At 47.5% G+C, this 25,102-nt stretch carries 24 protein-coding genes and 1 other annotated feature; all 24 genes read right to left on the bottom strand.

What is annotated here, in order from left to right; translation table 11 throughout:
• The 24 genes from G9G53_RS15635 to G9G53_RS15520 all read right to left on the bottom strand — a co-directional run bounded on the left by G9G53_RS15635 (nt 1) and on the right by G9G53_RS15520 (nt 25,099).
• Nucleotides 1-339: a ribosomal-processing cysteine protease Prp gene (locus G9G53_RS15635; protein ID WP_013311591.1), complete on the bottom strand. Its 339-nt coding sequence runs from the start codon at nt 337-339 to the stop codon at nt 1-3.
• 13 nt (nt 340-352) lie between these two features.
• Entirely contained in the window at nt 353-664 is a 312-nt protein-coding gene (gene rplU, locus G9G53_RS15630; protein ID WP_013311592.1) for a 50S ribosomal protein L21, read from the bottom strand.
• A gap of 13 nt (nt 665-677) precedes the next feature.
• Nucleotides 678-765 (bottom strand) — a sequence feature (ribosomal protein L21 leader region).
• Between the two features lie 98 nt (nt 766-863).
• Nucleotides 864-2,048, bottom strand: a complete 1,185-nt coding sequence (locus G9G53_RS15625; protein ID WP_165148810.1) for an Rne/Rng family ribonuclease — start codon at nt 2,046-2,048, stop codon at nt 864-866.
• A gap of 47 nt (nt 2,049-2,095) precedes the next feature.
• Nucleotides 2,096-2,974 carry a M50 family metallopeptidase gene (locus G9G53_RS15620; RefSeq protein ID WP_029518424.1) on the bottom strand — a complete coding sequence of 293 codons (879 nt, stop codon included), beginning with the start codon at nt 2,972-2,974 and terminating at the stop codon, nt 2,096-2,098.
• Nucleotides 2,967-3,812 (bottom strand): peptidoglycan DD-metalloendopeptidase family protein, encoded by an 846-nt coding sequence (locus G9G53_RS15615; protein WP_165148807.1) that lies wholly within the window; start codon nt 3,810-3,812, stop codon nt 2,967-2,969. Before G9G53_RS15615 ends, G9G53_RS15620 begins: the two co-directional genes overlap by 8 nt.
• A gap of 341 nt (nt 3,813-4,153) precedes the next feature.
• Nucleotides 4,154-4,951 carry a septum site-determining protein MinD gene (minD, locus tag G9G53_RS15610; RefSeq protein WP_013311596.1) on the bottom strand — a complete coding sequence of 266 codons (798 nt, stop codon included), beginning with the start codon at nt 4,949-4,951 and terminating at the stop codon, nt 4,154-4,156.
• A gap of 3 nt (nt 4,952-4,954) precedes the next feature.
• On the bottom strand, nt 4,955-5,617 hold the full coding sequence (gene minC / locus G9G53_RS15605; protein ID WP_165148804.1) for a septum site-determining protein MinC: 663 nt from the start codon (nt 5,615-5,617) through the stop codon (nt 4,955-4,957).
• A gap of 82 nt (nt 5,618-5,699) precedes the next feature.
• Complete coding sequence (gene mreD / locus G9G53_RS15600; RefSeq protein ID WP_029518421.1) at nt 5,700-6,230, bottom strand: rod shape-determining protein MreD; 531 nt, start codon at nt 6,228-6,230, stop codon at nt 5,700-5,702.
• Nucleotides 6,230-7,051, bottom strand: a complete 822-nt coding sequence (gene mreC, locus G9G53_RS15595; RefSeq protein WP_029518420.1) for a rod shape-determining protein MreC — start codon at nt 7,049-7,051, stop codon at nt 6,230-6,232. Before mreC ends, mreD begins: the two co-directional genes overlap by 1 nt.
• 55 nt (nt 7,052-7,106) lie before the next feature.
• On the bottom strand, nt 7,107-8,141 hold the full coding sequence (locus G9G53_RS15590; protein ID WP_013311600.1) for a rod shape-determining protein: 1,035 nt from the start codon (nt 8,139-8,141) through the stop codon (nt 7,107-7,109).
• A 104-nt stretch (nt 8,142-8,245) separates the two neighbouring features.
• Entirely contained in the window at nt 8,246-8,938 is a 693-nt protein-coding gene (gene radC, locus G9G53_RS15585) for a RadC family protein (RefSeq protein ID WP_103050169.1), read from the bottom strand.
• A 13-nt stretch (nt 8,939-8,951) separates the two neighbouring features.
• Nucleotides 8,952-9,560 carry a Maf family protein gene (locus G9G53_RS15580; RefSeq protein ID WP_039272577.1) on the bottom strand — a complete coding sequence of 203 codons (609 nt, stop codon included), beginning with the start codon at nt 9,558-9,560 and terminating at the stop codon, nt 8,952-8,954.
• A 22-nt stretch (nt 9,561-9,582) separates the two neighbouring features.
• A complete protein-coding gene (locus G9G53_RS15575) occupies nt 9,583-9,825 on the bottom strand; it encodes a DUF4321 domain-containing protein (RefSeq protein ID WP_023989955.1) in 243 nt (80 codons plus the stop codon).
• A 121-nt stretch (nt 9,826-9,946) separates the two neighbouring features.
• A complete protein-coding gene (locus G9G53_RS15570) occupies nt 9,947-11,167 on the bottom strand; it encodes an SPOR domain-containing protein (protein ID WP_165148801.1) in 1,221 nt (406 codons plus the stop codon).
• 163 nt (nt 11,168-11,330) lie between these two features.
• Nucleotides 11,331-12,710 carry a UDP-N-acetylmuramate--L-alanine ligase gene (gene murC, locus G9G53_RS15565; protein ID WP_013311605.1) on the bottom strand — a complete coding sequence of 460 codons (1,380 nt, stop codon included), beginning with the start codon at nt 12,708-12,710 and terminating at the stop codon, nt 11,331-11,333.
• A 6-nt stretch (nt 12,711-12,716) separates the two neighbouring features.
• Nucleotides 12,717-14,093, bottom strand: coding sequence for a bifunctional folylpolyglutamate synthase/dihydrofolate synthase (locus G9G53_RS15560; protein WP_029518417.1), 1,377 nt, complete (start codon nt 14,091-14,093; stop codon nt 12,717-12,719).
• 36 nt (nt 14,094-14,129) lie between these two features.
• On the bottom strand, nt 14,130-16,796 hold the full coding sequence (locus G9G53_RS15555; protein ID WP_029518416.1) for a valine--tRNA ligase: 2,667 nt from the start codon (nt 16,794-16,796) through the stop codon (nt 14,130-14,132).
• 409 nt (nt 16,797-17,205) lie between these two features.
• Entirely contained in the window at nt 17,206-18,543 is a 1,338-nt protein-coding gene (locus tag G9G53_RS15550) for a LysM peptidoglycan-binding domain-containing protein (RefSeq protein WP_165148798.1), read from the bottom strand.
• 126 nt (nt 18,544-18,669) lie between these two features.
• The gene (locus G9G53_RS15545; protein WP_165148795.1) at nt 18,670-19,584 is read right to left on the bottom strand and encodes an RluA family pseudouridine synthase; all 915 of its coding nucleotides are present in this window, start codon (nt 19,582-19,584) and stop codon (nt 18,670-18,672) included.
• Nucleotides 19,581-20,885 (bottom strand): glutamate-1-semialdehyde 2,1-aminomutase, encoded by a 1,305-nt coding sequence (gene hemL, locus G9G53_RS15540; protein ID WP_165148793.1) that lies wholly within the window; start codon nt 20,883-20,885, stop codon nt 19,581-19,583. The genes G9G53_RS15545 and hemL overlap by 4 nt, the downstream gene beginning before the upstream one ends.
• Nucleotides 20,886-20,915: 30 nt before the next feature.
• Nucleotides 20,916-21,914: a porphobilinogen synthase gene (hemB, locus tag G9G53_RS15535; protein WP_069011262.1), complete on the bottom strand. Its 999-nt coding sequence runs from the start codon at nt 21,912-21,914 to the stop codon at nt 20,916-20,918.
• Between the two features lie 48 nt (nt 21,915-21,962).
• On the bottom strand, nt 21,963-23,519 hold the full coding sequence (cobA, locus tag G9G53_RS15530) for a uroporphyrinogen-III C-methyltransferase (RefSeq protein ID WP_165148791.1): 1,557 nt from the start codon (nt 23,517-23,519) through the stop codon (nt 21,963-21,965).
• Nucleotides 23,520-23,523: 4 nt separating this feature from the next.
• Nucleotides 23,524-24,450, bottom strand: a complete 927-nt coding sequence (gene hemC, locus G9G53_RS15525; protein ID WP_165148789.1) for a hydroxymethylbilane synthase — start codon at nt 24,448-24,450, stop codon at nt 23,524-23,526.
• A gap of 1 nt (nt 24,451) precedes the next feature.
• Entirely contained in the window at nt 24,452-25,099 is a 648-nt protein-coding gene (locus G9G53_RS15520; RefSeq protein WP_069011260.1) for a precorrin-2 dehydrogenase/sirohydrochlorin ferrochelatase family protein, read from the bottom strand.
• Nucleotides 25,100-25,102 lie beyond the last annotated feature (3 nt).

Below are 25,102 nucleotides of genomic sequence, written 5' to 3'. Positions count from 1 at the left end.
CTACCTCCTTCTTTGATTATTTTCTATTTGAATATACTTACCGTATGATTCAGCAATGCTTGTCAGCATAATCACCATGGACTCCAGCAACAGTTGAACCTGTGCGTTCGCATCATGATAACTTTCAGGAGAAAGATACGCGCTTAAAAAGCCGTTTTCCATTTCCGTTTCCATCTCAACGTCCGTAAGAGCTCCAATCGAATTGACAGTTCCTACTGTTACCGCCGAAACGCCAGCACATACGATATCCTCGCCAGATTTAGCGAAATTTGCATGTCCTTTAACGGAAAACCCCTGTATGCTGCCATCCTCCAGTCGTGTAATACGCACGATAATCACTTATCGCACCCTCTTACGCTTGGATTTTTTCAATCGTCACTTTCGTGTACGGTTGACGATGACCTTGCTTCACATGGTAGTTCTTTTTAGGTTTGTATTTGTATACGATGACCTTTTGACCTTGACCATGCTTCTCAACTTTAGCTGTTACAGAAGCTCCAGAAAGAAGCGGTGTACCTGCTGTCAAGCCATTGTCGCCGGACACTGCCAGAACACGATCGAACGTTACAGTTTCACCATCATTAGCTTCCAACTTCTCGATGAACAATACGTCGCCCTCTTGAACTTTGTATTGCTTACCACCTGTTTCGATAATTGCGTACATTTGCTTGCACCTCCTTATGTCTCAGACTCGCCTAATAGCAGGTGGCAGATTCCCTTAGGATACTGCACTTCAGTACCTGATTGGAGCGGTTACAGCATGTGCAGCCAATCTTACGCATCACACATACTAAATGATTGTAGCACAAGCTTTATACACATTCAACCTTTAGTTTTAAAATGATTTTGGGTTACGCATCGCTCTACACGAGCGTCTTTTCTTCACGCACTTTTTTGCGGGTCATTTCCAGCAAACCTAACCGCGTCCAACCGACAACATAAGATTTGGTCCGATCCTTCTTCAATCTTGCTTCCAGCACAGAGGATACTTCCCGACGGTTCTCCTCTTGTTCCATGTCAATAAAATCAATGATGATGATACCACCAATATCACGCACACGTACCAGGCGGGCAATCTCTTCAGCTGCTTCAATGTTAGTCCGGGTTACCGTTTCTTCCAGATTACTGCCTCCCGTAAACTTCCCGGTATTCACATCAATGACGGTTAGTGCCTCCGTATGATCAATGACAATGTATCCACCGCCCTGCAGCCATACCTTTCGCGCAAAATCGCGTTCCAGCTGCTCATGAATGCCATAAGCTTTAAAAATCGTTTCTTCTGCACCACGAAATATACTTACATGAGCTTTCGCAGGACCAATCTGTTGCAGCATGATTTCTGCATCCTTTGCTTGCTCTTCACTGTCAATAACCAGTTCATCCTGTTCAGGTGTAAACACATCCCGAATCAATCGCTGAACAATACTTAAATCCCGGTGTAATTCGCACGGAGCCGAGTGTTCACCAGCTTTACGCTGAATAGCCCCCCACTGCTTACGTAGTTGATTCAGATCATTTTCAATCGCCTCTATACTCATGTCCTCCGAAACGGTACGGATTATGAGTCCTTCCTCACTTGTGCGTAGCTGCTCTCCCATTGCTTTCAAACGGGTGCGCTCGCCCTCACGTTCGATCTTCTTGGATACGGCCACATAATCAGCACGGGGCATATATACGATCCAGCGACCCGGAAGTGAAAAATGAGTGGTGACCCTGGCTCCTTTGCTACCAACTGCCTCTTTTAATACCTGTACTACAATTTCCTGCCCCACCTTTAACACTTCAGAAATGGATGGCTTTACCTCCGGCTGCTTGTCCAAATGAGCGTGAAGTACGTCATCTACGTACAAAAAGGCATTCTTTCGCTGTCCAATGTCAACAAAGGCGGCTTGCATACCTGGTAGCACATTGACCACCCTCGCTTTGAAAAAAGAACCTAGAATCCCCCGTTTTCGCGGTAGTTCAGCCGCATATTCAACCAATCGTCCCTCTTCCAACAGCGCCATTTGGGTCATCTGCTGCTGGCATTGTACAATCATTTGCTTCATGGTTTTTCAACCTCTCTGGATACAGCCTCTTTCTTACTCATAAAACATTATTTAGGCTTGGGTTCTCCACCATCTGGCGGGCGTGTCGCAAAATAAGAGCGAATAAGGCGTTGCTCCGGCAGTACGGCTACAATTCGTCCCTGTTCATTCATAACATAAACCATATGATACCGATCTCTTCTGAAAAGACGCAAAATAGGCTCCAAATGTTTCATTGGCAGGGATACAATAGGTAAGGCAATACTTCCCTTAGCTATTTCGCGGTAAAAAAGCTCGTCCCTCCCCAGCAAAAACCGTATAAAACGGTAAGGGATATTCCGATAATCCACAATATTAGAATAAAGCAAAAAAATCCCTACCGCCAGCAGATTTAAATGCATAGGCCCATTTTGCCTTAACAACGGTGAAATACCATACATACAAAATAGCAGACTCGTTACGATACTGGCCCTAAAGGTCCACACTAATGTGCGGTGATAAGAAAAGGATAAACTAATCATTGCCTGCAATATTTTCCCACCATCAAGTGGTAAAATGGGCAGCAAATTAAACAGTGCAATAACTGCATTCCCCTGAATTATATAATTTACATAATCATACTCCGGTCCACTCACATTTTTGAACCATAAAAGGATGATGATCATGATTCCGTTTTGCAGGGGCCCCGCTAGCGCAATGACAATCTCCTTCCACGCATTGAGCTTCCCCTGATCCTCAATGACCGCAACTCCTCCAAAGGGTAACATCTGTATGGAAAGCACCCGCGCGCCTAACAACGAAGCAGCTGTCGCATGACCTAGCTCATGAATAAACACCAATGTAAATAAAGTGATGATCTCGATAAAATGTCCCGTTATTATGGAGGTCAGCATAACCAATACAAACAGTGGATGTAGTGATAAGGTCACCCCTCGGACATTAATCAAGGGCTACCACTTCCGACGGGTCAATGTAGTGATCCCCTCTCTGAACTGCCAAAAATAAAGTTGCCGCCTCGCTGCCGCTGCGACTTGCTGGCAGTACACCGATCTCATCTCCCTCCTGAACCCAGTCGTTCACTTTTAAGGTAGAGCGGGAAAGCCTCCCGTAAGTTGCTGTGATACCGCCAGTGTGTCGAACTGTAACCGAAATCCCGCTTTTGGGATGATTTAATATGTCTAATACTCGTCCTGCATCTATACTTTTAACAACGATTGGCCCGTTGTCAGTGACATTCGGCGTAATTTCTACCCCTTTCAGGCTCAGTACAAAAGGCTGTGTTATAGTGCCTTCGATCGGTGGAGAGCCCTTTCGATTTGCGGCTACCTTGTGCGTTTCATGCTCCTCGCCAAAAATCGGCAAAAAGGAAGGAGCTCCGTCAAAATAAGTTTCATACCATTGTCCGACGGCTGCAAAATCCATATCCTTATTCAAGGCATCCGCAATAAACATTCTCAAATTCACTGCATAGGGAATATCCCAACGAAACATTCCCCATACCATTCCAAATAACACCGTTGCTATGACTGATCTTCGCCAAAAGGAAGTCCAAAAAGACGGAGCACGATTCGCCCCAAAAGATTGCTGCCAGTGTTGCCGCTCATTTTTCCACTCCGTTTCTGGGTCTCTGGGCGAGTTGGCACTGACTATAGGCATCGACCTCATATCTTTATCCCCGTGCCTGTACTGATATATGCCAGAGGGATACGTCTCCGCTTTGCTTCCCGCGATTAGCTGCTGTATACGTTCTTCTCTGCGCTGCTTGATTCCGGAATTTTTATTCATCCTGTTCAGCCCCCTCAGCGAGGTATGTTTGATACATCTTATGAGGACGGGCTTCAACTTATGTTGTCCCGCTCGGGAATAAGTACCTAAAAATCAAAAAAAACCGGCGCTAGCGCACCGGATTTGTTTTGTATTTATAATATTTATGTAGTGACCCTAAATTTTGAGAAGCCGTATTATAGGAATTTAAAAAGACAAACCAAAAACACTTAAATAAGATTATTACTTATTTAAGTGTCTAGTATTACAAATGAATACTACTACAGCTCCTACCTTAGAACCAATAGAAAATCACTTAGGAAGCGTGGAAGCAATTTACCAGCCATAACTTCCGGTTTTCCTCATCCACCCATACCAAAAAACTTCTTAAAACGTGTCATCACGCTTTTCTTCTGGTCTAGCTGCATGAGGGGCACTGTATCGCCCAAAATCCGTCTCGCAATGTTACGGTAAGCAATCGCGGCCTGTGAATCTGGATTCATAACGGTAGGCTCCCCTGTATTAGCTGCTTTAATTACCATTTCATCATCCGGCACAATCCCAATAAGGTCTATGCTAAGCACTTGTAAAATCCCATCAATATCCAACATATCTCCGGATTTAACCATGCTATTGCGAATGCGGTTAACCACCAACTTGGGTGATATCACATGTGAGCTTTCCAGTAAACCAATTACCCGGTCTGCATCGCGTACGGCTGCATTTTCCGGAGTAGTCACAACAATAGCCTGATCCGCCCCAGCAATGGCATTTTTAAAGCCTTGTTCAATACCCGCAGGGCAATCGATCAATATATATTCAAAATCCTTTTTAAGCTCCAAAATAATATCCTTAACCTGCTCCGGCGTAACAGCACTCTTGTCCTTGGTTTGAGCGGCTGGCAGCATATACAGCTCCTCAAAACGCTTGTCCTTAACCAGTGCCTGATTTAAACGGCAACGACCTTCCGCTACATCAACAAGGTCGTAAATAATTCGGTTTTCCAGACCCATCACAACGTCTAGATTACGCAAACCGATATCCGTATCCACCAAACATACCTTTTTGCCGAGCAGTGCAAGCGCTGTTCCTATATTGGCTGACGTCGTCGTTTTGCCGACGCCGCCTTTTCCTGAAGTGACGACGATAGCCTCTCCCATGTGCTACACCCCTTTGAACACGTTAAAATCGCGGCCCAGACGCACAATATTGCTCATTTTATCTATTTGCATAGCGCCATCCTTGAGATACGCAAATTCCATACCGGATTCACGTGTCTCCCATTCGTCTGGTGGACGGCTAATCATATCGGAAATTCGCAACTGTGTCGGTGCAAAATAGGAAGCCGCTATAATCGCTTCACTATTTCCCTCCATCCCTGCATGCGCCATGCCTCGCAGAGCGCCGAGGACATAAATATCACCAGTACATGTTATAATTCCACCCGGGTTTACATCTCCCAAAAAGAGTAGGTTCCCATTGTGATGAAGCACTTGACCAGATCGGATAATCCCTGTCACCGTATGAATAGGAGGCTTTCCCTGCACTTCCACAGGCAGTCCAGGTGATTCTACAGACCTGATGAGCAGATTCCCCTTTTGCTTCAAAATCTCCAGAATACTTTCCTTCTGTTCCTCTGTCACTTCTCGGCTTCCCAGCTTAATATCCACATGAATGATCGGGCCTGTTAAAATATTTTGATGACTGTGCTCCAGCTTAAAACGCAGCTCACCCAGCAAATTCTCAAACTCGCATTGATCGTCCAGCAGGAATACCAGGCCATCTTTGATGCCTTTAATCGTGACATGATTCGATTTCACTGCCATTAGCCTGTCCCTCCTATCTCAATCATTTCGTCCCCGGGACGTCAAATCCCTGCTAACCCGGACAAAATGTGTGTAAAAAGACCTAGACAGCCTCTTCCTTTTTCACACGGGTACCCAAACGCTGCAACTGCTTGCGAACTGGGACATAAATGATGAGGGCGAACAGAAAATGGATAAATAAATCAGGAATTATATACTGAGCAAGTGCCCAATTGAAAGTCTGATGATTCAGCTGGAACAGCTGGTCAATGGCAAAAAGCATAGAATCCAAGAGGAAACTACCAATCAACACGGCTGCCATCATAATGGGCATCTGCGCACGTCGAGCTGTAAAAACAAGCCCCAATAAGTATGCAGACAACCCCATTGCAAAAGAATAAGGCCCAATGATAAACCCATAGAACACTACATCATGAATAAGTCCAAAAACAATACCTAGCACCAATGCTGTATGACGGCTGTAATACACAGACACAAACAAGATCACGACATACACAAAATTCGGAACCATTCTTGAATGCCAACTATCCGGAAGAAGCCATGGAAGAATCGTCCCTTCAGCTATAAACAGTACAAACAGCAGCAGTATTAGAACCTGACCGCGCATCTTCATTATTCCGGTACCTCAGGAGTGTAGAGGATGAGCAGTTCTTTCCAATCCACAAAGCTGGCTGCCGGTTTAATAATCGCTGTCCGTGTTTTGCCAAACTCCCCAACCTGAATCTTCTCTACCGTTCCAACCATTAGGTTTTTGCGGAATTTACCACCTGCGCCAGATGTAATAATCTGATCACCCTTTGCGATTGGATCTTTTTCCTCAATGCGAGTCATTTGAAATCTGTTCGTACCCGGATCATAGCTTTCAATCATACCAAACGATTGATTTTCCTTGCCCAAGACTGTCGCTGCAATAGCATAAGAATTCGGATTTTTAGGATCCAATGTAGTCAATAGGGTAACGGTGGACGTAAAATTCCCCGTTTGACTAATGACTCCTACAAATCCTTCAAGCGAACTGACTTCCTGACCAACCTTCGCTCCGTCCTTCTCACCAATATCGATCACAAGCGTTTTGGAATCATTGCTGACGCTGTTCACTTGAGCAACACGATAATCATAATTATTTTTCGCCTTTTGCGTTTGGGTGAACTTCAGTTCATTCTGCAGTCTGGCATTTGTTTCAACATAATTATGGGTCTGAATTTGGTCACGAGTCAGCTTTGCCACAGCAATTTTTAACCGTTCATTTTCTTCGTAGATACTGCGCATATTCCCGATATCTTCAAAGAAGCCCGCTATTGCAGAAGCGGGCCTGTAAAAGATACCTTGCACAAAGCCAATCGAATCTCTGGCGAACTTCTCGGGCCAGGTTAAGGAATTCCTCTGTCCAAGTGTAATCCCCATAAGGGCAATAAACAGAACGATTCCAATCAATAGAACAAATAGTCTTTTATTGCCAAGCAGCTTAAACAGTTCCTACACCCCCGATTCAACGTTTGGAACGGACGGCAGAACTGCTGCGCGATTTGAACAAATGAATATTTTCCAACGCTCTGCCTGTGCCGATTGCCACACAATCTAGAGGATTTTCTGCTACGATCACCGGCATTCCGGTTTCACCTGCCAACAGCTTGTCCAGGTTACGTAGAAGTGCTCCACCGCCAGTAAGTACAATACCTCTATCCATGATATCCGCTGCCAATTCGGGAGGGCATTTTTCCAGTGTTACTTTAACCGCATCCACGATTGCATTGACTGTATCCGATAATGCTTCACTAATTTCATCAGAAGTAATCGTGATCGTCTTCGGCAAACCTGTTACCAGATCACGTCCACGGATTTCCGAGGTTTCCACTTGCTCTAATGGCATAGCTGAACCCACTTCCATTTTCAGTTGCTCTGAAGTCCGTTCACCAATCATCAGATTGTATTGGCGCTTCACGTATTGGATGATGGACTCGTCCATTTCATCGCCAGCGACACGCACGGAGCGGCTTGTTACAATCCCACCCAGGGAAATGACTGCCACCTCGGTTGTACCTCCACCGATATCGACAACCATACTGCCTGTAGGCTCCCATACAGGAAGATCAGCGCCAATTGCTGCTGCAAACGGCTCCTCTATCGTATATGCCTCTCTTGCGCCTGCTTGCTTCGTCGCATCTTCAACAGCACGCTGCTCCACCGCAGTAATGCCCGAAGGCACACAAACCATCACGTTCGGATGGCGTGGAAACAAAGAGCGTTGGGCTTGCGCCTGACGGATAAAATATTTGATCATCGTTGCTGTCGTATCAAAATCAGCAATGACACCGTCCTTCATCGGACGAATCGCACGGATATTTCCCGGTGTGCGACCGATCATTTTTTTCGCAGATTCACCAACAGCCTCAATGGTTTTTGTATCTGTACGCAAAGCGACTACAGATGGTTCACGAACCACAATTCCTTTACCTCTTACGTATACAAGCGTGTTTGCCGTCCCCAAATCTATTCCCAAATCTTTTGTAAAGCCACCCAGCATGATGTAATCTCCTTTTCTCTTCCCTGAAATCTGTTATCCATGTATAAGCGGTTTATTCAGGCCGGATTATCCGGTCGTGTTTAATGTTTGATTTAAATATTATATTATATCAGACCTTGTTCCTTCAAACTTACAAAGGTCCCGTCCCCGATCACTATATGATCAAGCACGTCGATACCCACGATGTTGCCCGCTTCCATCAGGCGGCGAGTCAACTGGACATCTTCCGGGCTTGGCTTCGGATCACCGCTCGGATGGTTATGAGCGCAAATTATTGAAGCACTGCTGCATTTGATTGCTGCCCGAAATACTTCACGTGGATGCACGATGGCAGAATTCAGGCTACCCATAGATAGTGTTTCCTGAGCAATGACATGATTTTTAGTGTTAAGGAACAAGCATACAAAATGCTCTTTCTGCAAATAACGAAGCTGCTCAAACAACAGATCTGCCACATCCCGCGGGCAACTAATCACCGGGGTCTCCAAATGGCGAGACAAAGCTAATCGACGCCCCAGTTCGATACCCGCTTTTAGCTGTATCGCTTTAGCATCCCCAATGCCCTTAATCTGGGTCAACTCGTTCAAGCTCATATCCACCAGTTGACGCAAATTTCCTGCCTGCTGCAAAATACGCTGCGCTAAATGCACCGAAGACTCATTTTGCGTTCCTGTACGCAGCAATATTGCCAGCAACTCCGCGTTGCTTAAGGCATCCGCCCCATATGTCATCATGCGCTCTCTTGGTCGTTCTTCATGGGGGAGGTCGCGAAGCATCAGTATTGGCGACTCCAGCATATGTTTATCCCCTTTATGGACGCAACACATTCACTCCAAAATCGGACAGCATGTCCGACAGCAAGGAAAGCGGCAATCCTACGACGTTAAAATAACAACCCTGAATAGATTCCACCAGCGTAGCACCCATGCCTTGAATGCCATACGCTCCTGCCTTGTCAGACGGTTCACCAGTATTCACGTATGCCACAATTTGCTCTTGACTCAGAGGCTTCATTGTAACCTCCGTTTGGCGATGTCTGACAAGCACTTCGCCGGTTCCGGTATGTATGCAGGCTACCCCGGTGTACACGCGGTGTGTCCTTCCCTGCAATGCAGTCAGCATGCGAACTGCGTCCGCATGGTCGGCTGGCTTGCCCAATACCGAACCATCCAGCACGACAATGGTATCACTGCCAATCACCAGTCCGGCTTCCTTCGACTGAGTGACGGTGTTCACGACCGCTTGGGCTTTGCGTGCCGCAAGGGTCTCCACGATTTGCTGAGGCGTCCAGCTCTCAGGCGTGCTCTCATCCGCATGACTTGGCACCACCTCAAAGGGGAGTCTCAAAAATGCGAGCAATTCCTTCCTTCTTGGTGAAGTCGATGCCAAAATAATGCGGGGCGTAATTTTCCCGTCCATAAGGGAAGCTCCTTTTCATCAGTTAGAGCCTGCGGTACAGCCAGAACGCGGCAATGATGCCGATCAGACTAAGCAGGCTCAATTCAAAATTTATTGTTATGTTGTAGCTGATAATATCCAGGTCCGCTCTCGGCGACCAAGATATCCTAGTGGGGTGGGTCAGAAAAGAAAGGAATTTGATCGATTGAAGGGCTTTGGCAATCCATGCACCCAAGAGCCAACCGAGCAACAAAAACAGTATAAGCATTCCTACATTTTTTTTCATCCTGATCTTCCCTCGCCATTTTTTGACACCTTCATTATTATACGGTGATTTGTACTGCAATACAAACAGAAATCCGGCATGGGGAACTATTTCCAGTTCCTTGCCGGAAAATATGGTTAGCCTATTGTTTTATGAATTGGATAAATTCCCTCTCACGCAAAACATATTCCATTATGGAGGACTGAATCTCCCAAATGTGTTCCTTGGCTGTATTCTTATTATATTCCCCAAGTGCAGAGATCGCGCTGTTCATCGCCTTTTCAAGTGAGGTTGCGGAGGCAACCGCTTCCTTCGGAAGACCACTGGGAAGTACAGTGATATTTTGTGTCCACTGCTGATGCAGGTCGTTCAGCTCCTTCATGTCGGAGGCTGGCACCGTATTCGGACCTCCTTCTCCGAGCAAGTTTGAGGAAAGTCCGCTCAACTTACCCACCAATGAGCTACTTAACTGAAAAAAGCTAGTGAGTTTATCACCTTCGCCTCCGTAAGCCGCTTTTTCAAATCCAGGCAATTCAAGCTCACGAACATACAATTCGACTCCTTGTGTTTTCAACTGATTGCTGAGCAACTTGGCTTGCTCCCTATCCGGTGATATTCCTGCATATACCCGGTTTTGGTCCTCGGTATCCCCTCCTGCTGCAATACCTGCCTTTAATAGTTCTTCTTTTGCTTGTAAGGCCCGTTCTGGGGTGCTGAAAACCCCATATTGCAACAAATAGTAGGTTTGAGGTGGTACCTGAGCCTCTATGACAGTGACAGGGACAGAATTCTCTTTTGCAGATATTGCATCCACACCAACAGATTCTTTAAAGACCGGTACAGCCTCCTCTACTGAAGGATCTGATCCCGGAACCATGCCTCCTCCGTTAAACAGTAACAACATAATATATCCAAACATGCCTCCGGTCACCAGTGCGCTGGCTACAGAGCCAACCAGTTTCCATCTAGAAGGGTGGGGCGGACGTCTTCTGTACTCTTGGCCAGAATGATAAGCTTCCTCATCCTCTTCCAGGCTATCCGGTAGAACTTCCGCATCTGACCAGGAAGCCGCCGAACGACCAAAGGGGTCATCCCATCCCTCTTGTACTCTTAATGTCGGAGCAAAACGCCGACTTGAAATGCGTTTATTCCGATCCTCAGGTTCATTGATCTTTGATTCTTGTGTAGTTGCAGTATTTTTCTCCATTCCTCTGTTCCGTTCCGTTCCTTTATGCGGGTTATCAGTTTCACGCTGTTCGTTCGTAATCGACTCGTTTTTGTACGGAAGCACCTGTAGCTTATCCTCCCGGCTTGTCTCCGGCAACTGTTGGTCGAACCGGAATGTCATCTTGGTCTTGTTCATGGATGCACTCCCTCCTTGTCCCATACTTCCTCATAGTCTGTTGTATGAGTTAAGCTAAGAATATATGCCCCAGCATTACAAAAAAGGGTATCCCGAAACACAGTCGTGTTCGGAATACCCTTTTTTTGTAATTCATTGGTGCAACAGCTCATTTTTATACGGTTTACACTTGCTGTCCGCGAAGATGGCGCGCTAACGCGTCACCTGCTTTCCAGATATCTCCCGCTCCCATCGTCAGCACAAGATCACCCGGCTGTAATCGATCTTTCAACTCCTCGATCACAGCTTCTTTGGTCGGCAAATAGATTGCATTAGCATTGCTGTTTTGGACGATTAAATCCACGAGCTTGGAAGAATGCACGCCTTCAATCTGTTTTTCTCCCGCTGGTGAATAAATATCGGTAATGATGACTTCACTAGCCTCGCTAAACGCGCGGCTGAACGCATCGAGCAGGAAAAAGGTGCGGCTATAGCGTTGCGGCTGGAATACAGCAATAATACGCTTGCCAGTCGCTCTCGCTGCGCTAATCGTAGCCTCAATCTCTGTTGGGTGATGCGCATAGTCATCAATAATCAGTATGTCATTGCTTTCACCTAGTACTTGAAACCGACGCTTCGCTCCGTGAAATTCCACAATTGTAGCAGCGATTTGATCGAATGGAATCCCTGCTTCTAAACATGAAATTACAGTCGCCATCGCATTATACATGTTATGTTTACCCGGCACTGATAGTTCGATTGTTCCGAGTGCTGTTCCCTTACGGCTCATAGTGAAGCTTAATCGACGGTCACCTAATTGGATATCTGTCGCCATATAATCCGCTTCATGCTCCACTCCATAAGTAATGACCCGAGTCTGGAGTTGAGGCAGCATTTCCCGGATGTTCTGATCATCTGCGCATACAATAGCCGCTCCATCCGGTCGAATTTGACTCAAAAACTGTACATAAGCACTTTTCAGACGATTAAAGTCGCCATCGTAATTTTCCAAATGATCTGCTTCAATATTGGTTACGATGCCTTGCCAAGGATGATATTGCAGGAAAGAACCATCACTCTCATCCGCCTCAGCAACGACAAACTCGCTTTTACCTGCTTTGGCATTCGTCCCCAAATTCGTAATTTCGCCGCCAATAATATACGTTGGATCAACGTTACATCTCTCCATAACCAGAGCGATCATGGAAGAGGTTGTCGTTTTACCGTGCGCACCCGCAACAGCTATTCCCTTACGTTCGTTAAGCAAGCGAGCCAGCATCTGCGAACGGTGCAGAGTTGGAATATTCAATTCCTCCGCTGCCACCCGCTCCACATTGTCACGTGACAATGCTGTTGAATAGACGACGATATCCGCGCCTGCAATATGCTCAGGCGTGTGTCCAATATATATTTTTGCGCCTTTTGCCGCCAGTTTTTCTGTCAGCTCCTGTGATGCCACATCTGAGCCAGTCACGGTATAACCCATCTCCAGCATGACTCGAGCAATCGCGCTCATCCCGTAGCCGCCGATACCGATAAAATGAACATGTTCCGAAGTAATCAACAAATTTCACCAACCTTTTTCCGAATCGGTTTGATACATAAGGGTAGCCCGTACATCCGCAATAAGGTACAGCGTGCCGGACACCACCCCCAGATCTTCCGCTTCCGTATGTGATTGAAACAGGCCAAGAGCCTTTTTCCAGTCACCTTCTACAATTATTTTTAAATCCGTTTTGGCATAAGACGGCCGCAGCTTCTCCACGAGATGAGCCAATTCAGCGGCATTCATTTTGCGCCGAAAATCGGGCTCGGTCAGGATAAGCGTATCCACTAGTGGCAGTATATGCTGCAAGTATGCTTCATGATGCTTGTTTGACAGCATCCCCATCATTAAAACCAATTTTTTGTACGAATACACTTGAGGAAGACTCTTGGCCAGCGTCTGTGCTCCTTCTGGATTATGAGCCCCGTCAAGAACAATTCTCGGTGATGTACTGACTTGTTCGAGACGCCCTGCCCAGGCAGTTTGTCTAAAGCCCTCCAGCAGTTCTGCATCATCCAACACAAAAGCCATATACTGACGTAGGACCTCAAGTGCCATCATAGCTCCTGCCGCATTAGAACATTGGTGCTCGCCTAACAACGTGATGTCAATTTCCATATGTCGGAAGGGCCCCGCGAATGAAAAGGTTTGAGCTGTTTCATCTCCATTTAGCCGTTCATACGTAAATTGTTCTCCTGCCAGGTACAAGGTAGCTCCTTGCTTTGTCGCCGTTTCACGTATGACCTGAATAGCCTCGGGTTGGGAAACACAACTGACGACAGGTACACCCGGTTTGATGATACCGGCTTTTTCCCTTGCAATCTGTTCGAGCGTATCTCCCAAAATATCCGTATGGTCATAGCCGACATTTGTAATAACCGAGAGGATTGGATTCACGATATTAGTTACATCCATCCTTCCCCCAAGACCTGTCTCCCATACCACAACATCTGGGAAAGATACCGTAGCATAGTATAAAATAGCCAACGCTGTCGATACCTCAAACATTGTAGGTGATCCCAATTCACTATCTGCGATTTCTTTCACCAACGGATACAAGCGATTGGCAAGCAAAACCAGCGTTTCATCGGGAATATCGGTCCCATTGAATTGAAAGCGGTTCGTAAATCGGGTGATGTACGGAGACGTAAAAGTCCCGACATCGTACCCACATTTAAGTAGCACAGAGGTCAGAAAGGCACAAGTCGAGCCTTTACCGTTGGTTCCCGCAATATGCACAAATTTCAGATGTCGTTGCGGATCACCCAATTTACTCATTAGTTGTTCAATTCGTTCCAGTCCAGGTCTGATACCAAACGGAATCAAGCCGTTAATCCATTCCACTGCCTCATCATAGCTTTGTAAAGGAGCCGTATCTCCGCCCCTGATCGTATCTGACATCCTCTTCACCTTCAGGTCATTTTATTGTGAGTGAAATTATCCCTTGAGTTCTTCAATACGTGCGATAACTTTAGCGCGCTTATCTGAGTAATCGGCTTGCTTGGCCTTCTCTTCCTCGATGACTTTAGCTGGTGCCTTCGCCACAAAGCCTTGGTTAGATAACTTTTTCTCCACGCGCTCCACTTCACTGTTCAAATGCTGAAGTTCTTTTTCCAGTCTGCTAATTTCCTGGGCAATATCAAGCAGTCCGGCCAGCGGCAGGTACAACTCTGCGCCGCTAACTATAGATGTCATCGCTTTATCTGGAACGGTGAACTCTAATCCCGCGTCGAATTCAGACGTATTACAGAATCTACGCACATATTCCCCATTGCGGTTAATGATATCGAGAACGGCTTGATCGCCGGGTTTTATGAGCAACTCAATTTTTTTACTCATCGGCACATTGACTTCAGCACGGATATTGCGCACAGCGCGAATTACGTCGATCAGCAAATTCATTTCTGCAACTGCATCCTTATCCTCAAAAGCCGGATCATAAACAGGCCAAGCGGCCAGTGTAATCGTTTCTCCCTCATGTGGAAGATGCTGCCATATTTCCTCAGAGATAAACGGCATGAACGGATGAATCATGCGCAGCGTCCGGTCCAATACATATGCAAGTACGGACTGCGTTTTCTTTTTCGCATCTGCGTTGTCGCCATATAGGGAAAGCTTCGCAAACTCAATGTACCAGTCGCACAAATCATCCCAAATAAAGTTATACAGAAGGCGGCCTGTCTCGCCAAATTCATAAGCATCTATTAGACGCGTGATGTCGCGTGAAGTTTCGTTTAGACGATGCAGAATCCAACGATCAGCGGTGCTCAGGTCACCAGTAATGTCTATATCTGCCGAAGTGACGCCTTCCAGATTCATCAGCGCAAAGCGTGACGCATTCCAGATTTTATTGGCAAAGTTGCGGGCCTGCTCCACCCGCTCCCAGCGGAAACGAAGGTCTTGCCCAGGCGTGCTACTGGTGGAAATCATATAACGCATGGCATCGGTACCATATTGGTCAATCACGTCGAGCGGATCAACACCGTTGCCGAGGGATTTGGACATTTTTCTACCGTCCGCATCACGAACCAACCCGTGCATAAGTACGTCCTTGAACGGAATCTCTTCCGTAAACTCGAGTGCTGTAAAAATCATACGCGATACCCAGAAATAAATAATGTCATAGCCTGTAACCAAGACATTAGTCGGATAGTAGCGTTTGAGGTCCTCTGTCTGCTCAGGCCAGCCCAGTGTCGAAAACGGCCACAAAGCCGAGCTGAACCAAGTATCCAGCACATCCTCATCCTGTTTTAGCTTTCTGCCAGCATACTCAGGCAAAGTTGTAGGGTCCTCCGCCGATACAATCACTTCTCCGGTATCCTCATCGTACCAAGCCGGAATACGGTGTCCCCACCATAATTGACGGGAAATACACCAGTCACGCACATTTTCAATCCAATGCAGATAAGTACGTTCAAAGCGATCCGGTACAAAGTTTACCCCGTTGCCAGCCTTCTGCACTTCAATGGCTTTAGCTGCCAGAGGCTTCATTTCCACAAACCATTGTGTGGACAGATAAGGTTCTACAACTACACCTGTACGCTCGCTGTGGCCTACTTGATGTACGTGCTCTTCAATACGAATCAGTACGCCCTGCTCTTTCAGATCAGCGACGATTTGCTTACGGCAATCGCTACGATCAAGGCCCTGATATTTGCCTGCTTCGGCATTCATCGTTCCCGTTTCGTCCATCACTGTAATTTGTGGCAGCTGGTGACGTTGTCCCATTTCAAAGTCATTCGGGTCGTGAGCCGGTGTAATTTTAACCGCGCCGCTACCGAAATCTTTATCAACATAATCATCCGCAATGACCGGAATTTCCCGTCCGATGATTGGGAGCACAAGCGTTTTGCCGATCATTTGCTTGTAGCGTTCATCTTCCGGGTGTACAGCTACAGCTGTATCGCCCAGCATCGTTTCAGGACGTGTAGTGGCTACCGTAATAAATCCGCTACCGTCTTTCAGTGGATATTGCAGGTGATACAGATTTCCGTTCACCTCTTTGTATTCCACCTCAATGTCCGATAATGCAGTACGTGCAGCAGGGTCCCAGTTTATGATGCGTTTACCGCGATAAATCAGACCCTTCTTGTACAGTTTAACGAATACCTCGCGTACCGCTTGGGACAGTCCCTCATCCAGCGTAAAACGCTCACGAGAATAATCGAGAGAAAAGCCCATCTTTTCCCATTGGTTATGGATATTATCTAGGTAAAGATCCTTCCACTCCCACACTTTCTCCAAAAACTTCTCGCGGCCCAAATCATAACGTGTCAGGCCTTCTTCACGCAGCTTTTGCTCTACCTTTGTTTGGGTAGCAATACCCGCATGGTCTGCCCCTGGCAGCCACAAGGCATCATAGCCCTGCATCCGCTTGGCGCGAATAATAATATCCTGCAAAGTAAAGTCAAGAGCATGTCCAATATGCAACATACCTGTAACATTCGGTGGTGGAATAACGATTGTAAAAGGCTCTGCCTCTGGATGTTGCCCAGCGCGGAAATAGCCCTTCTCCATCCACGTTTTGTACCATTTTTGTTCTGCTGATTTTGGATCGTACGTTGTTGGCATTTCCAAGGTTGTCTTGTTGTCTTGTTCTGACATATCAGGATACCTCCATGATTTTTCAATTGGCAAATAAAAAAAGCCCTTCATCCTCAAAGGACGAAAGGCTGTTCTCTCGCGGTACCACCTTTGTTTCACCCCTAGTGTATGTATCCACTGATCCATTACACATGGTGTGACACTTTATGCAGATAACGGTTGCGGACCGGCCTTATTCTACCGTGAACCTCTTATCTTCCGTAGGAATTAAATGAGGAACCGTTCAAACAGGCGACTCCCGGGTGACTTCGGCCAGTAGCTTCCTGCGGAACCTCACAGCGCTGCAATTCCACTCTCTGAAGGGCTTGCTGCCTACTCTTCCCGATCTCAGTCTTTCAATAACTATACCACATCATACATTTCCCATTGACTATAGTCAACACCCGCTGTGCATTTTTCAGCAACCGGATCAAGGGATGTACAATACCTGTCCTTCTTCCACATGATGCTCCGCCAATCTGTTATACAGTTGAAGCTCACGCGTGCTGAGCTGATAACGGTCAGCTATGGTTTCCAGTGTATCCTCGCGCTGTACTATGCATAACCGCACCTTACGAAAAGGTGTTTCATCTTGTGTATGAAAAAAAAGGTTCTTCCACTTGGCATTCTCCCGCTCTTCTTCGGCTTTCTGATCCTGCGGCTCCTGCTCCAATTGCTGCTGGTATTCCGCTTCTTTCACCGAACGGCTGGATTGGAGCAATGATGAGTAGACAACCGGGTCTGGCTCGTCTGCCTCTTCATCCTTTTTACTGTTAAGCGCCACACGCATCTCTGGCTTATCCTCAGTAAAAGTGTCATGGGCCTCGTGATTCACCTGTTCTGACGCTTCAGGCCTGAAGTCGAAGCTATCTACTTGACTCGCTTCCAACTGTGGCTCCAGATAGACCTCGGACTCCGTAGCAGGATGCGGTTCAGACAGCAAAGGGTCATAATTTACATTAGGAGATGCGGAAGATACTTTGGACTCATTTCCCCCTGCCCATGCTTCCTTTTGCTGAAATCCCCACACTTCCGGAGACCCATGCTCATGTTTGACCTCGGGAGAGTTATCTTCAACTGCTTTGCCCGTCCAAGGCTCATAGAATCGGTTAGGATCTACTGCTGGCTCATAAGCTTGCTGTTCCGACGATGATTGCTGTTCCCCTTGGTCCTCAGACAGCTGTTCCCAGGAAATGGACTCCTGTTGTACTGGCACACTGTAGGAGGTTTCAGGATCTGTAACGTAATCAGAGGTCGAATCATTGGTAGAATCATTGGTAGAATAGGCCTCTGCCTGACGATACTCTTCATCGGCGGAAAGGGATTGAACCGGATGCTCAGGTGCATGCACTACGGTAAATTCTTCATCCAACCAGACCGCCGTCTCTTCCGCGTGCGAGCTTTCCACACCATGCAAAGAAAGAACGCCTGTAATGTTTAGACTACGTAAAGAAAGCAGGTCCACATCAAAATTTTCAATCTCGACAGAGATATCTTCCAATCTCCCTACGCGGTTTAGCGGAATGGTAATTTCCACAGGGATCAAATGATGAAGCTCGCTCGTGAACTGTTCAGGTGTGCGGTACACGCCCTCCAGCAGCAAATGCCCTCGCAAAGCGGCATGGTCGCCGTGGGTTACAACCTGAATGCGTGGCAGAAGCTCGATTTCCTCCAACTCAGCAATCCCGGCAGCTTCCTCCGTCAAATGAATGCGTTCATAAATATCAAAACGCAAGCCTTGCGGCTGATCATTCTGTTGTTTGTTCAAGGATGGCATCCTCCTTTGGGCAGTCTCCGCACATCCTCTGACTTCTGGTCAGGCGCACGGAAACTCCATATTGCAAACCGTTTCTAGGTTCAAGTATATGCGCCAAAATAGAAGGCATGCCATCTTTTATAGCTGTTTGTGCAGCTTTTGAAAATCATCCGGCCAAGCATCCTCCACAGTAATCGTTTCGCCACTCAGCGGATGACAGAAGGTAAGACGCTCTCCGTGTAGCGCCTGCCTGCCAAAATCAGTAGCACGCCCCCCGTATAATACATCCCCAAGCAACGGGTAGCCAGCATGACTAAGATGTACGCGAATCTGGTGCGTCCGTCCTGTCTCCAGCGTCAGATATACAAGACTCACTGCACTTGAACCGCTTCCCCATACTTCCCCGAGTTCAATATGGGTAACCGCCTTCTGCCCAGTCGGAGATACACGACGGCGCTGCTTATGATGCCTGTCCTTGCCAATCGGCCAATCCAACGTTCGCAGCGATGGAGGTACTTCCCCTCGTACCAAAGCTACATACCGGCGGTCGATATCCTTAGCTCTCATTTGCTCGTCCAGCTTGAGCAACGCAAACTCATTTTTGGCATATAGCACCGGGCCCGTCGTATCCACATCCAGACGATGTACATGCCGTACCACCGCATGAATGCCATTCATCTCATAGTAGGATGCGACAGCATGATCCAACGTCAGCGGACCATCCTGCACACCACCGTCCGGATGTACTGCCATACCTGCTGGTTTATGTACTACCAGACAAAAATCATCTTCATACAGTACCTTCAAATCATACCAGCGAGGGGTGATGCCAAGGTTCATTACAGGAAAAAGGGCCAGCCGCAGCCGGTCCCCTGTAAGTTCAATCTCTTTATCATGGCGCAGTCTGCGCCACAGCTTTTCCGGTAATTCCAAACGATTCAGCAACCACTGATCTACAGCATCAGCGCTGTTTTTTTCCCCGTCTGTGATTTCCCGTCCTGGCGTGACTTCCAGCCAGGGTCCTCTTCTTTTCCAGCCACCTTGCCAGCTCATAGACGTTTGAGCGCGCGATAGTTCGCCTCAATGGTGGCATCAATATCCTCTACCGTATGCACGCCCGATACAAACATACCCTCAAATTGAGATGGTGCTACACTGACTCCCTCATTCACCATTTCAGTAAAGTAACGACGGAAGTGGTCCTGATTACTCGTTTTAGCTGTATCAAAATTGACAACCTTTTCTTCTGTAAAAAATGGACAAACCATGGAACCCACGCGATTGATCATGACAGGGATACCTAGCTCGTTCGCATTACGTTCGAATCCGGCTTGAAGTCGTGCTGCCCGCTCTTCCAAGCGATCGTATACTTCTGGCGTCAGCAATTTAAGTGTCGAATAACCTGCTGCCATAGCCAGCGGATTTCCGCTAAGCGTACCCGCTTGATAAATGGGCCCCGATGGAGCAATCCGCTCCAGAATATCACGACGTCCGCCGTAAGCACCTACAGGGAGTCCACCACCAATCACTTTACCCAAACAGGTAAGATCCGGTGTCACACCAAAGCGACCTTGAGCCGAATGAAGTCCAACCCGGAATCCAGTCATCACTTCATCAAAAATCAGCAGACTTCCGTACTGCTGGGTTACCTCACGCAAACCTTCCAAAAATCCAGGCTGTGGCGGTACAACTCCCATATTGCCTGCTACTGGCTCGACAATAATTGCGGCAATCTCTTCGCCAAATTTCTCAAAAGCTAGCTTCACCGAAGCTAGATCATTATAAGGGACAGTGATTGTATGGGTGGCCACAACTTCAGGCACACCGGGACTATCGGGCAAGCCTAATGTGGCAACACCAGAGCCTGCTTTAATCAGCAAGCTGTCCGCATGACCGTGATATGATCCCTCAAATTTAAGGATTTTACTACGGCTCGTAAATCCGCGTGCGAGTCGAATCGCACTCATAGTCGCCTCAGTTCCGGAGTTAACCATACGTACAATGTCCATAGAAGGAACACGCTCACATACGAGCTTGGCCATTTCGGTTTCTGCCAACGTTGGTGCGCCGAAGCTGGTTCCTTTTACAACAGCAGCCTGTAAAGCTTTAACCACTTCGGGATGTGCATGGCCCATAATAAGCGGTCCCCATGAACATACATAGTCTAAATAGGATTGACCATCAATATCATATACGCGCGATCCTTCGCCATGGTCGATATACACAGGTGTAATTCCAACAGATTTAAAAGCCCGTACCGGGCTGTTTACGCCACCCGGAATGTATTGTTTTGCCTCATCAAAGGCTACTTTGGAGTTCGTATCCTTGCGCACTGTTCGTTGTTCGTCGATCATTCTGACCACTCCTATCTTCTGAAAATAGACTTATTGCTTCAACCATCTTGCCGCATCCTTGGCCGAATAGGTAATAATCATATCTGCACCCGCACGCTTCATACTTGTCAAAATCTCTAGCACCATTGCTTTTTCATCAATCCAGCCTTGAAGAGCCGCTGCCTTGACCATGGCATATTCACCACTAACGTTGTAAGCCACCATAGGCAGATCAAATTGATCCTTAATCGTGCGCATTACGTCAAGATAAGAAAGGGAAGGCTTCACCATCAGCATATCTGCCCCCTCCAGCACATCAGATTCTGCTTCTCGCAATGCTTCACGTGCATTAGCAGGATCCATCTGATAGGATTTGCGGTCACCAAACTGCGGCGCAGAATCTGCGGCCTCCCGGAAAGGACCGTAAAAAGCAGACGCATATTTGACGGAATACGACATAATTGGAATATGTGAAAAGCCTTCTAGATCCAACCCCTGCCGAATCGCCTGTACAAAACCGTCCATCATATTAGATGGCGCGATAATATCTGCACCAGCTCTGGCCTGAGATACAGCTGTACGTACCAGCACCTCCAGAGATTCATCATTCAATACCTCACCGCATACCTCACCATCATGCTCATGCATGTGCACCATACCGCAGTGTCCATGGTCCGTAAACTCACACAAACAAGTGTCAGCCACAACCAGCAGTTCGGGATAACGCGACTTGATCAGACGAGTAGCTTCCTGAACAATACCATCGTCCACAAAAGCCGAAGTCCCTACGCTGTCTTTGGTTTCTGGGATGCCAAATAGGAGCACAGCGGGAATGCCGAGCTCACTAATCTCTTTCAGTTCTTCCTCCAGCCGATCCAGAGAAAAACGGTATACACCTGGCATAGAGCTAATTTCCTGTTTCACCCCAGTGCCAAATGTTACGTAGATCGGTTGGATAAAATCAGTGGGATTCAATACGGTCTCACGCACCATACTGCGGATTGCAGCCGACTGGCGCAAACGGCGATGTCTGGTAAAAGGAACACTCATGATTACAAACCTCCATTTTTTATACATTCATTAGTAAAAACAAAAAAATTATAATGTCATAACAGTACTTGAACGTTTCCACTCACACAACGATTGGATCAGACTTTCAATGGTCGCCTTCTCTGACATAAAACTTACAGTCAAGCCGGCTTGGGTAGCTGTCTCACCGGTCAAAGGACCTATCACAGCAATCGTAACTCCCTCCAGCAGCGACACCGGATCATGGATCCCCATTTGTCTGAGGGCTTCTAAGAAAAAGGTTACAGTTGAGGAACTGGTAAACGTAATCGCATGAATGGCACGCTCCTCAAGCAGCTTGAGAAGTTCATCATCCTGTGTGTTGGCTGCTAGCACCGTTTGATACAAATCAGCCTCGGTCACATGAAGTCCCATCTCCCTCAGCTTTTCTGGCAGCCACGGCCGAGCTAGATCACCTCTTGGGAGAAATACGTTCTGCCCTGCCTGCAAATCCTGCTCAAATCCCTCGAGCAAGCCCTCTGCCTGAAATGGGCCCTCGATCTGTTCTGCCACAATTCCGTGCGTCCGAAGCGCGGCTGCTGTAGCCGGTCCGACTGCGGCAATACGCGCTTTGAACAGCATACGTACGTCCTTGCCCTGTTCCTTTAAGTGCGTGAAAAAGTATTCCACTCCATTAACGCTGGTAAAAAACACCCAATCATATTCTGGCAGTCGCGCAAATGCCTCTTTAATTTCCTGTTTGGTTGGCTCGTCCGAAGGGGCGACCGTCTGAATAACTGGAAATTCATAAGGCTCGCCACCAAGCTCTTCTATCCGATGGACCAGACTGCTGGCCTGCGCACGCGCGCGAGTAACCAAAATTCGCTTGCCAAACAAAGGCATGTCCTCAGCCCATTTTAACTGTTCACGTTGATTGACCACTTCTCCGACAACGATGACGGCGGGAGGCTGAAAATTCGTAGCCTTCACCTTAGCTTCAATATCCGCAAGCGTACCCACCAGCGTATCCTGCTCGGCACGGGTTCCCCAGCGGATCAAGGCAACAGGAGTATTTGATGGCTTGCCGTGTTTTATCAGCTGTTCACTGATATAGCCAATCTTTGCTACACCCATCATAAAGATCAGTGTGCCCGTTGCGTTCGTCACTTTATCCCAATGAATACTTTTGTCGAGTTTATCCGGACTTTCATGACCTGTAATGATAGATAGCGATGAGGCCATATCCCGGTGTGTGACTGGAATCCCCGCATAGGCGGGCACACTGATTGCTGATGTGATGCCGGGTATAATTTCATAGGAAATACCATGTTTACGCAGTAGCCCGGCTTCCTCGCCGACTCGTCCAAATATAGTAGGGTCTCCCCCTTTAAGACGAACAACTGTTTTTCCTTCCAAGGCCAAATCCACCAACAGCTGATTAATTTCCTCTTGCTTCATAGTGTGACGATCTGGCAACTTTCCAACATATATTTTTTGGGCCCCTGGCTTCATCAATCCCAAGAGGCGCGGGCTTGCCAGTCTGTCGTACACAATGACATCGCCCAATTGAATGCATTCCCAACCCTTGACCGTAATTAATCTTGCGTCTCCGGGTCCTGCACCTACCAAATATACTTTTCCTGCCATGCTATCATCCCCTCACCTGCGCCAGAATCTGTTCTGCTCCTTTGGCTATCAAACTGGCCGCCACCGCTTCTCCCAGCTTTTTCGGATCATTTCCCTGGAGCGTTTCCTTCAAAATAACCTCGCCATCTGGCGAGCCTACCATGCCCGTAAGGCTGATTTCTTGACCAGCCCAGACGGCATGAGCCCCGATCGGCACTTGGCACCCCCCATTTAACACGCCCAAAAAGGTTCGTTCTGCCGCAACGGTAGCCGAGGTATCCCGGTCGTTGTAAAGGCGCAGCAAGGCCAATAGCTCTTCATCACTCGCGCGACATTCAATACCCAGCGCTCCCTGCCCAACCGCCGGCAAACAGTCTTCTTCCGGTATATAGGATGTAATTCGATCTTTCCAGCCCATCCGATGCAAACCTGCTGCCGCCAAAATGATAGCGTCAAAACCTTCCGTCTCCAGCTTTTTCAGACGGGAATCAATATTCCCACGCACAGGCTCCAATTGTAGATCAGGTCGCATGGACTTGATTTGACTGGCTCTGCGCAGGCTACTCGTGCCCACCTTTGCCCCTTGAGGCAAATCCTCCAGGCTCTCGGCGCCCAATGTGATCAGGCAATCACGTGGATCCTCACGACGCGGTACAGCGCCGTTGACAAGCCCTTCCGGCAATTCGGAAGGCATATCCTTCATACTATGTACTGCCATATCAATCTCACCAGCCAGCATGGCCTGTTCAATCTCTTTGACAAAAAGCCCTTTGCCACCCACTTTGGACAAGGTTACATCCAATATTCGATCACCCTTGGTCAGGATTTTCTTTACGACAAATTGCAAATCCATTCCATGCTCCGCGCATAGCGCGTTCAAATCTTCAATGACATGCCCGGTCTGAGTTAACGCCAGCGCACTCTGTCTGCTGCCTACCACAATTGTTCGCATGTTATTCCTCCTGATTTTGCGCAATCCACAGGTCTATTTGTTGTTCGGTCCAAGCCATAAATTCATGACGGCGTATTTGATCCAAAATTCCGCTACTCGCCAAGCGCCTCAGTAGTTTAGTCCTTTGCTGTGGGGAACTTATCTTACGTTTGATGATCTGTCGCATATCGTGCATGAAATCCAGATATGGCTCGTATTCGCTACCAAACAACGTATCCAAGGCTGATGTAATATCAGCGGTCACAGCGGGGCCTGCCCCTTCTGTAGAGATACTAATCGTCAGTCTCCCTCGTCGGATGATGCCCGGCGTTATAAAATCTCCCTCTTCCGAGCGATCCGCCACATTTACCAGTATACCCCTTTGTCTGGCCTCATGCGCAACCTTATTATTCACTTCTCTCTGGTTCGTAGCGGCATATACAAGAAAGGCTCCCTGGAGGTCACCCTCGCGATATACGCGATTTACCCAGTGGAGCTGCTTGTGATCGGCCAGGACCTGTAAATCCGGCGTTATATTCGGGCTAATGAGGGTAATGGACGCCCCACTTTCCATCATCCCCTTAACCTTTCGTTCCGCAATCCTGCCGCCGCCTACAATACAACAGATCTTATTGTTACAATTCAACGAAATCGGGACAAAATGCTGCAAATG

This window comes from Paenibacillus sp. EKM206P, assembly GCF_011066155.1.
GTDB lineage: Bacteria > Bacillota > Bacilli > Paenibacillales > Paenibacillaceae > Paenibacillus > Paenibacillus polymyxa_D.
Note: the sequence above shows the minus strand (reverse complement) of the source record. Positions and strands in the feature narration are given on the sequence as shown.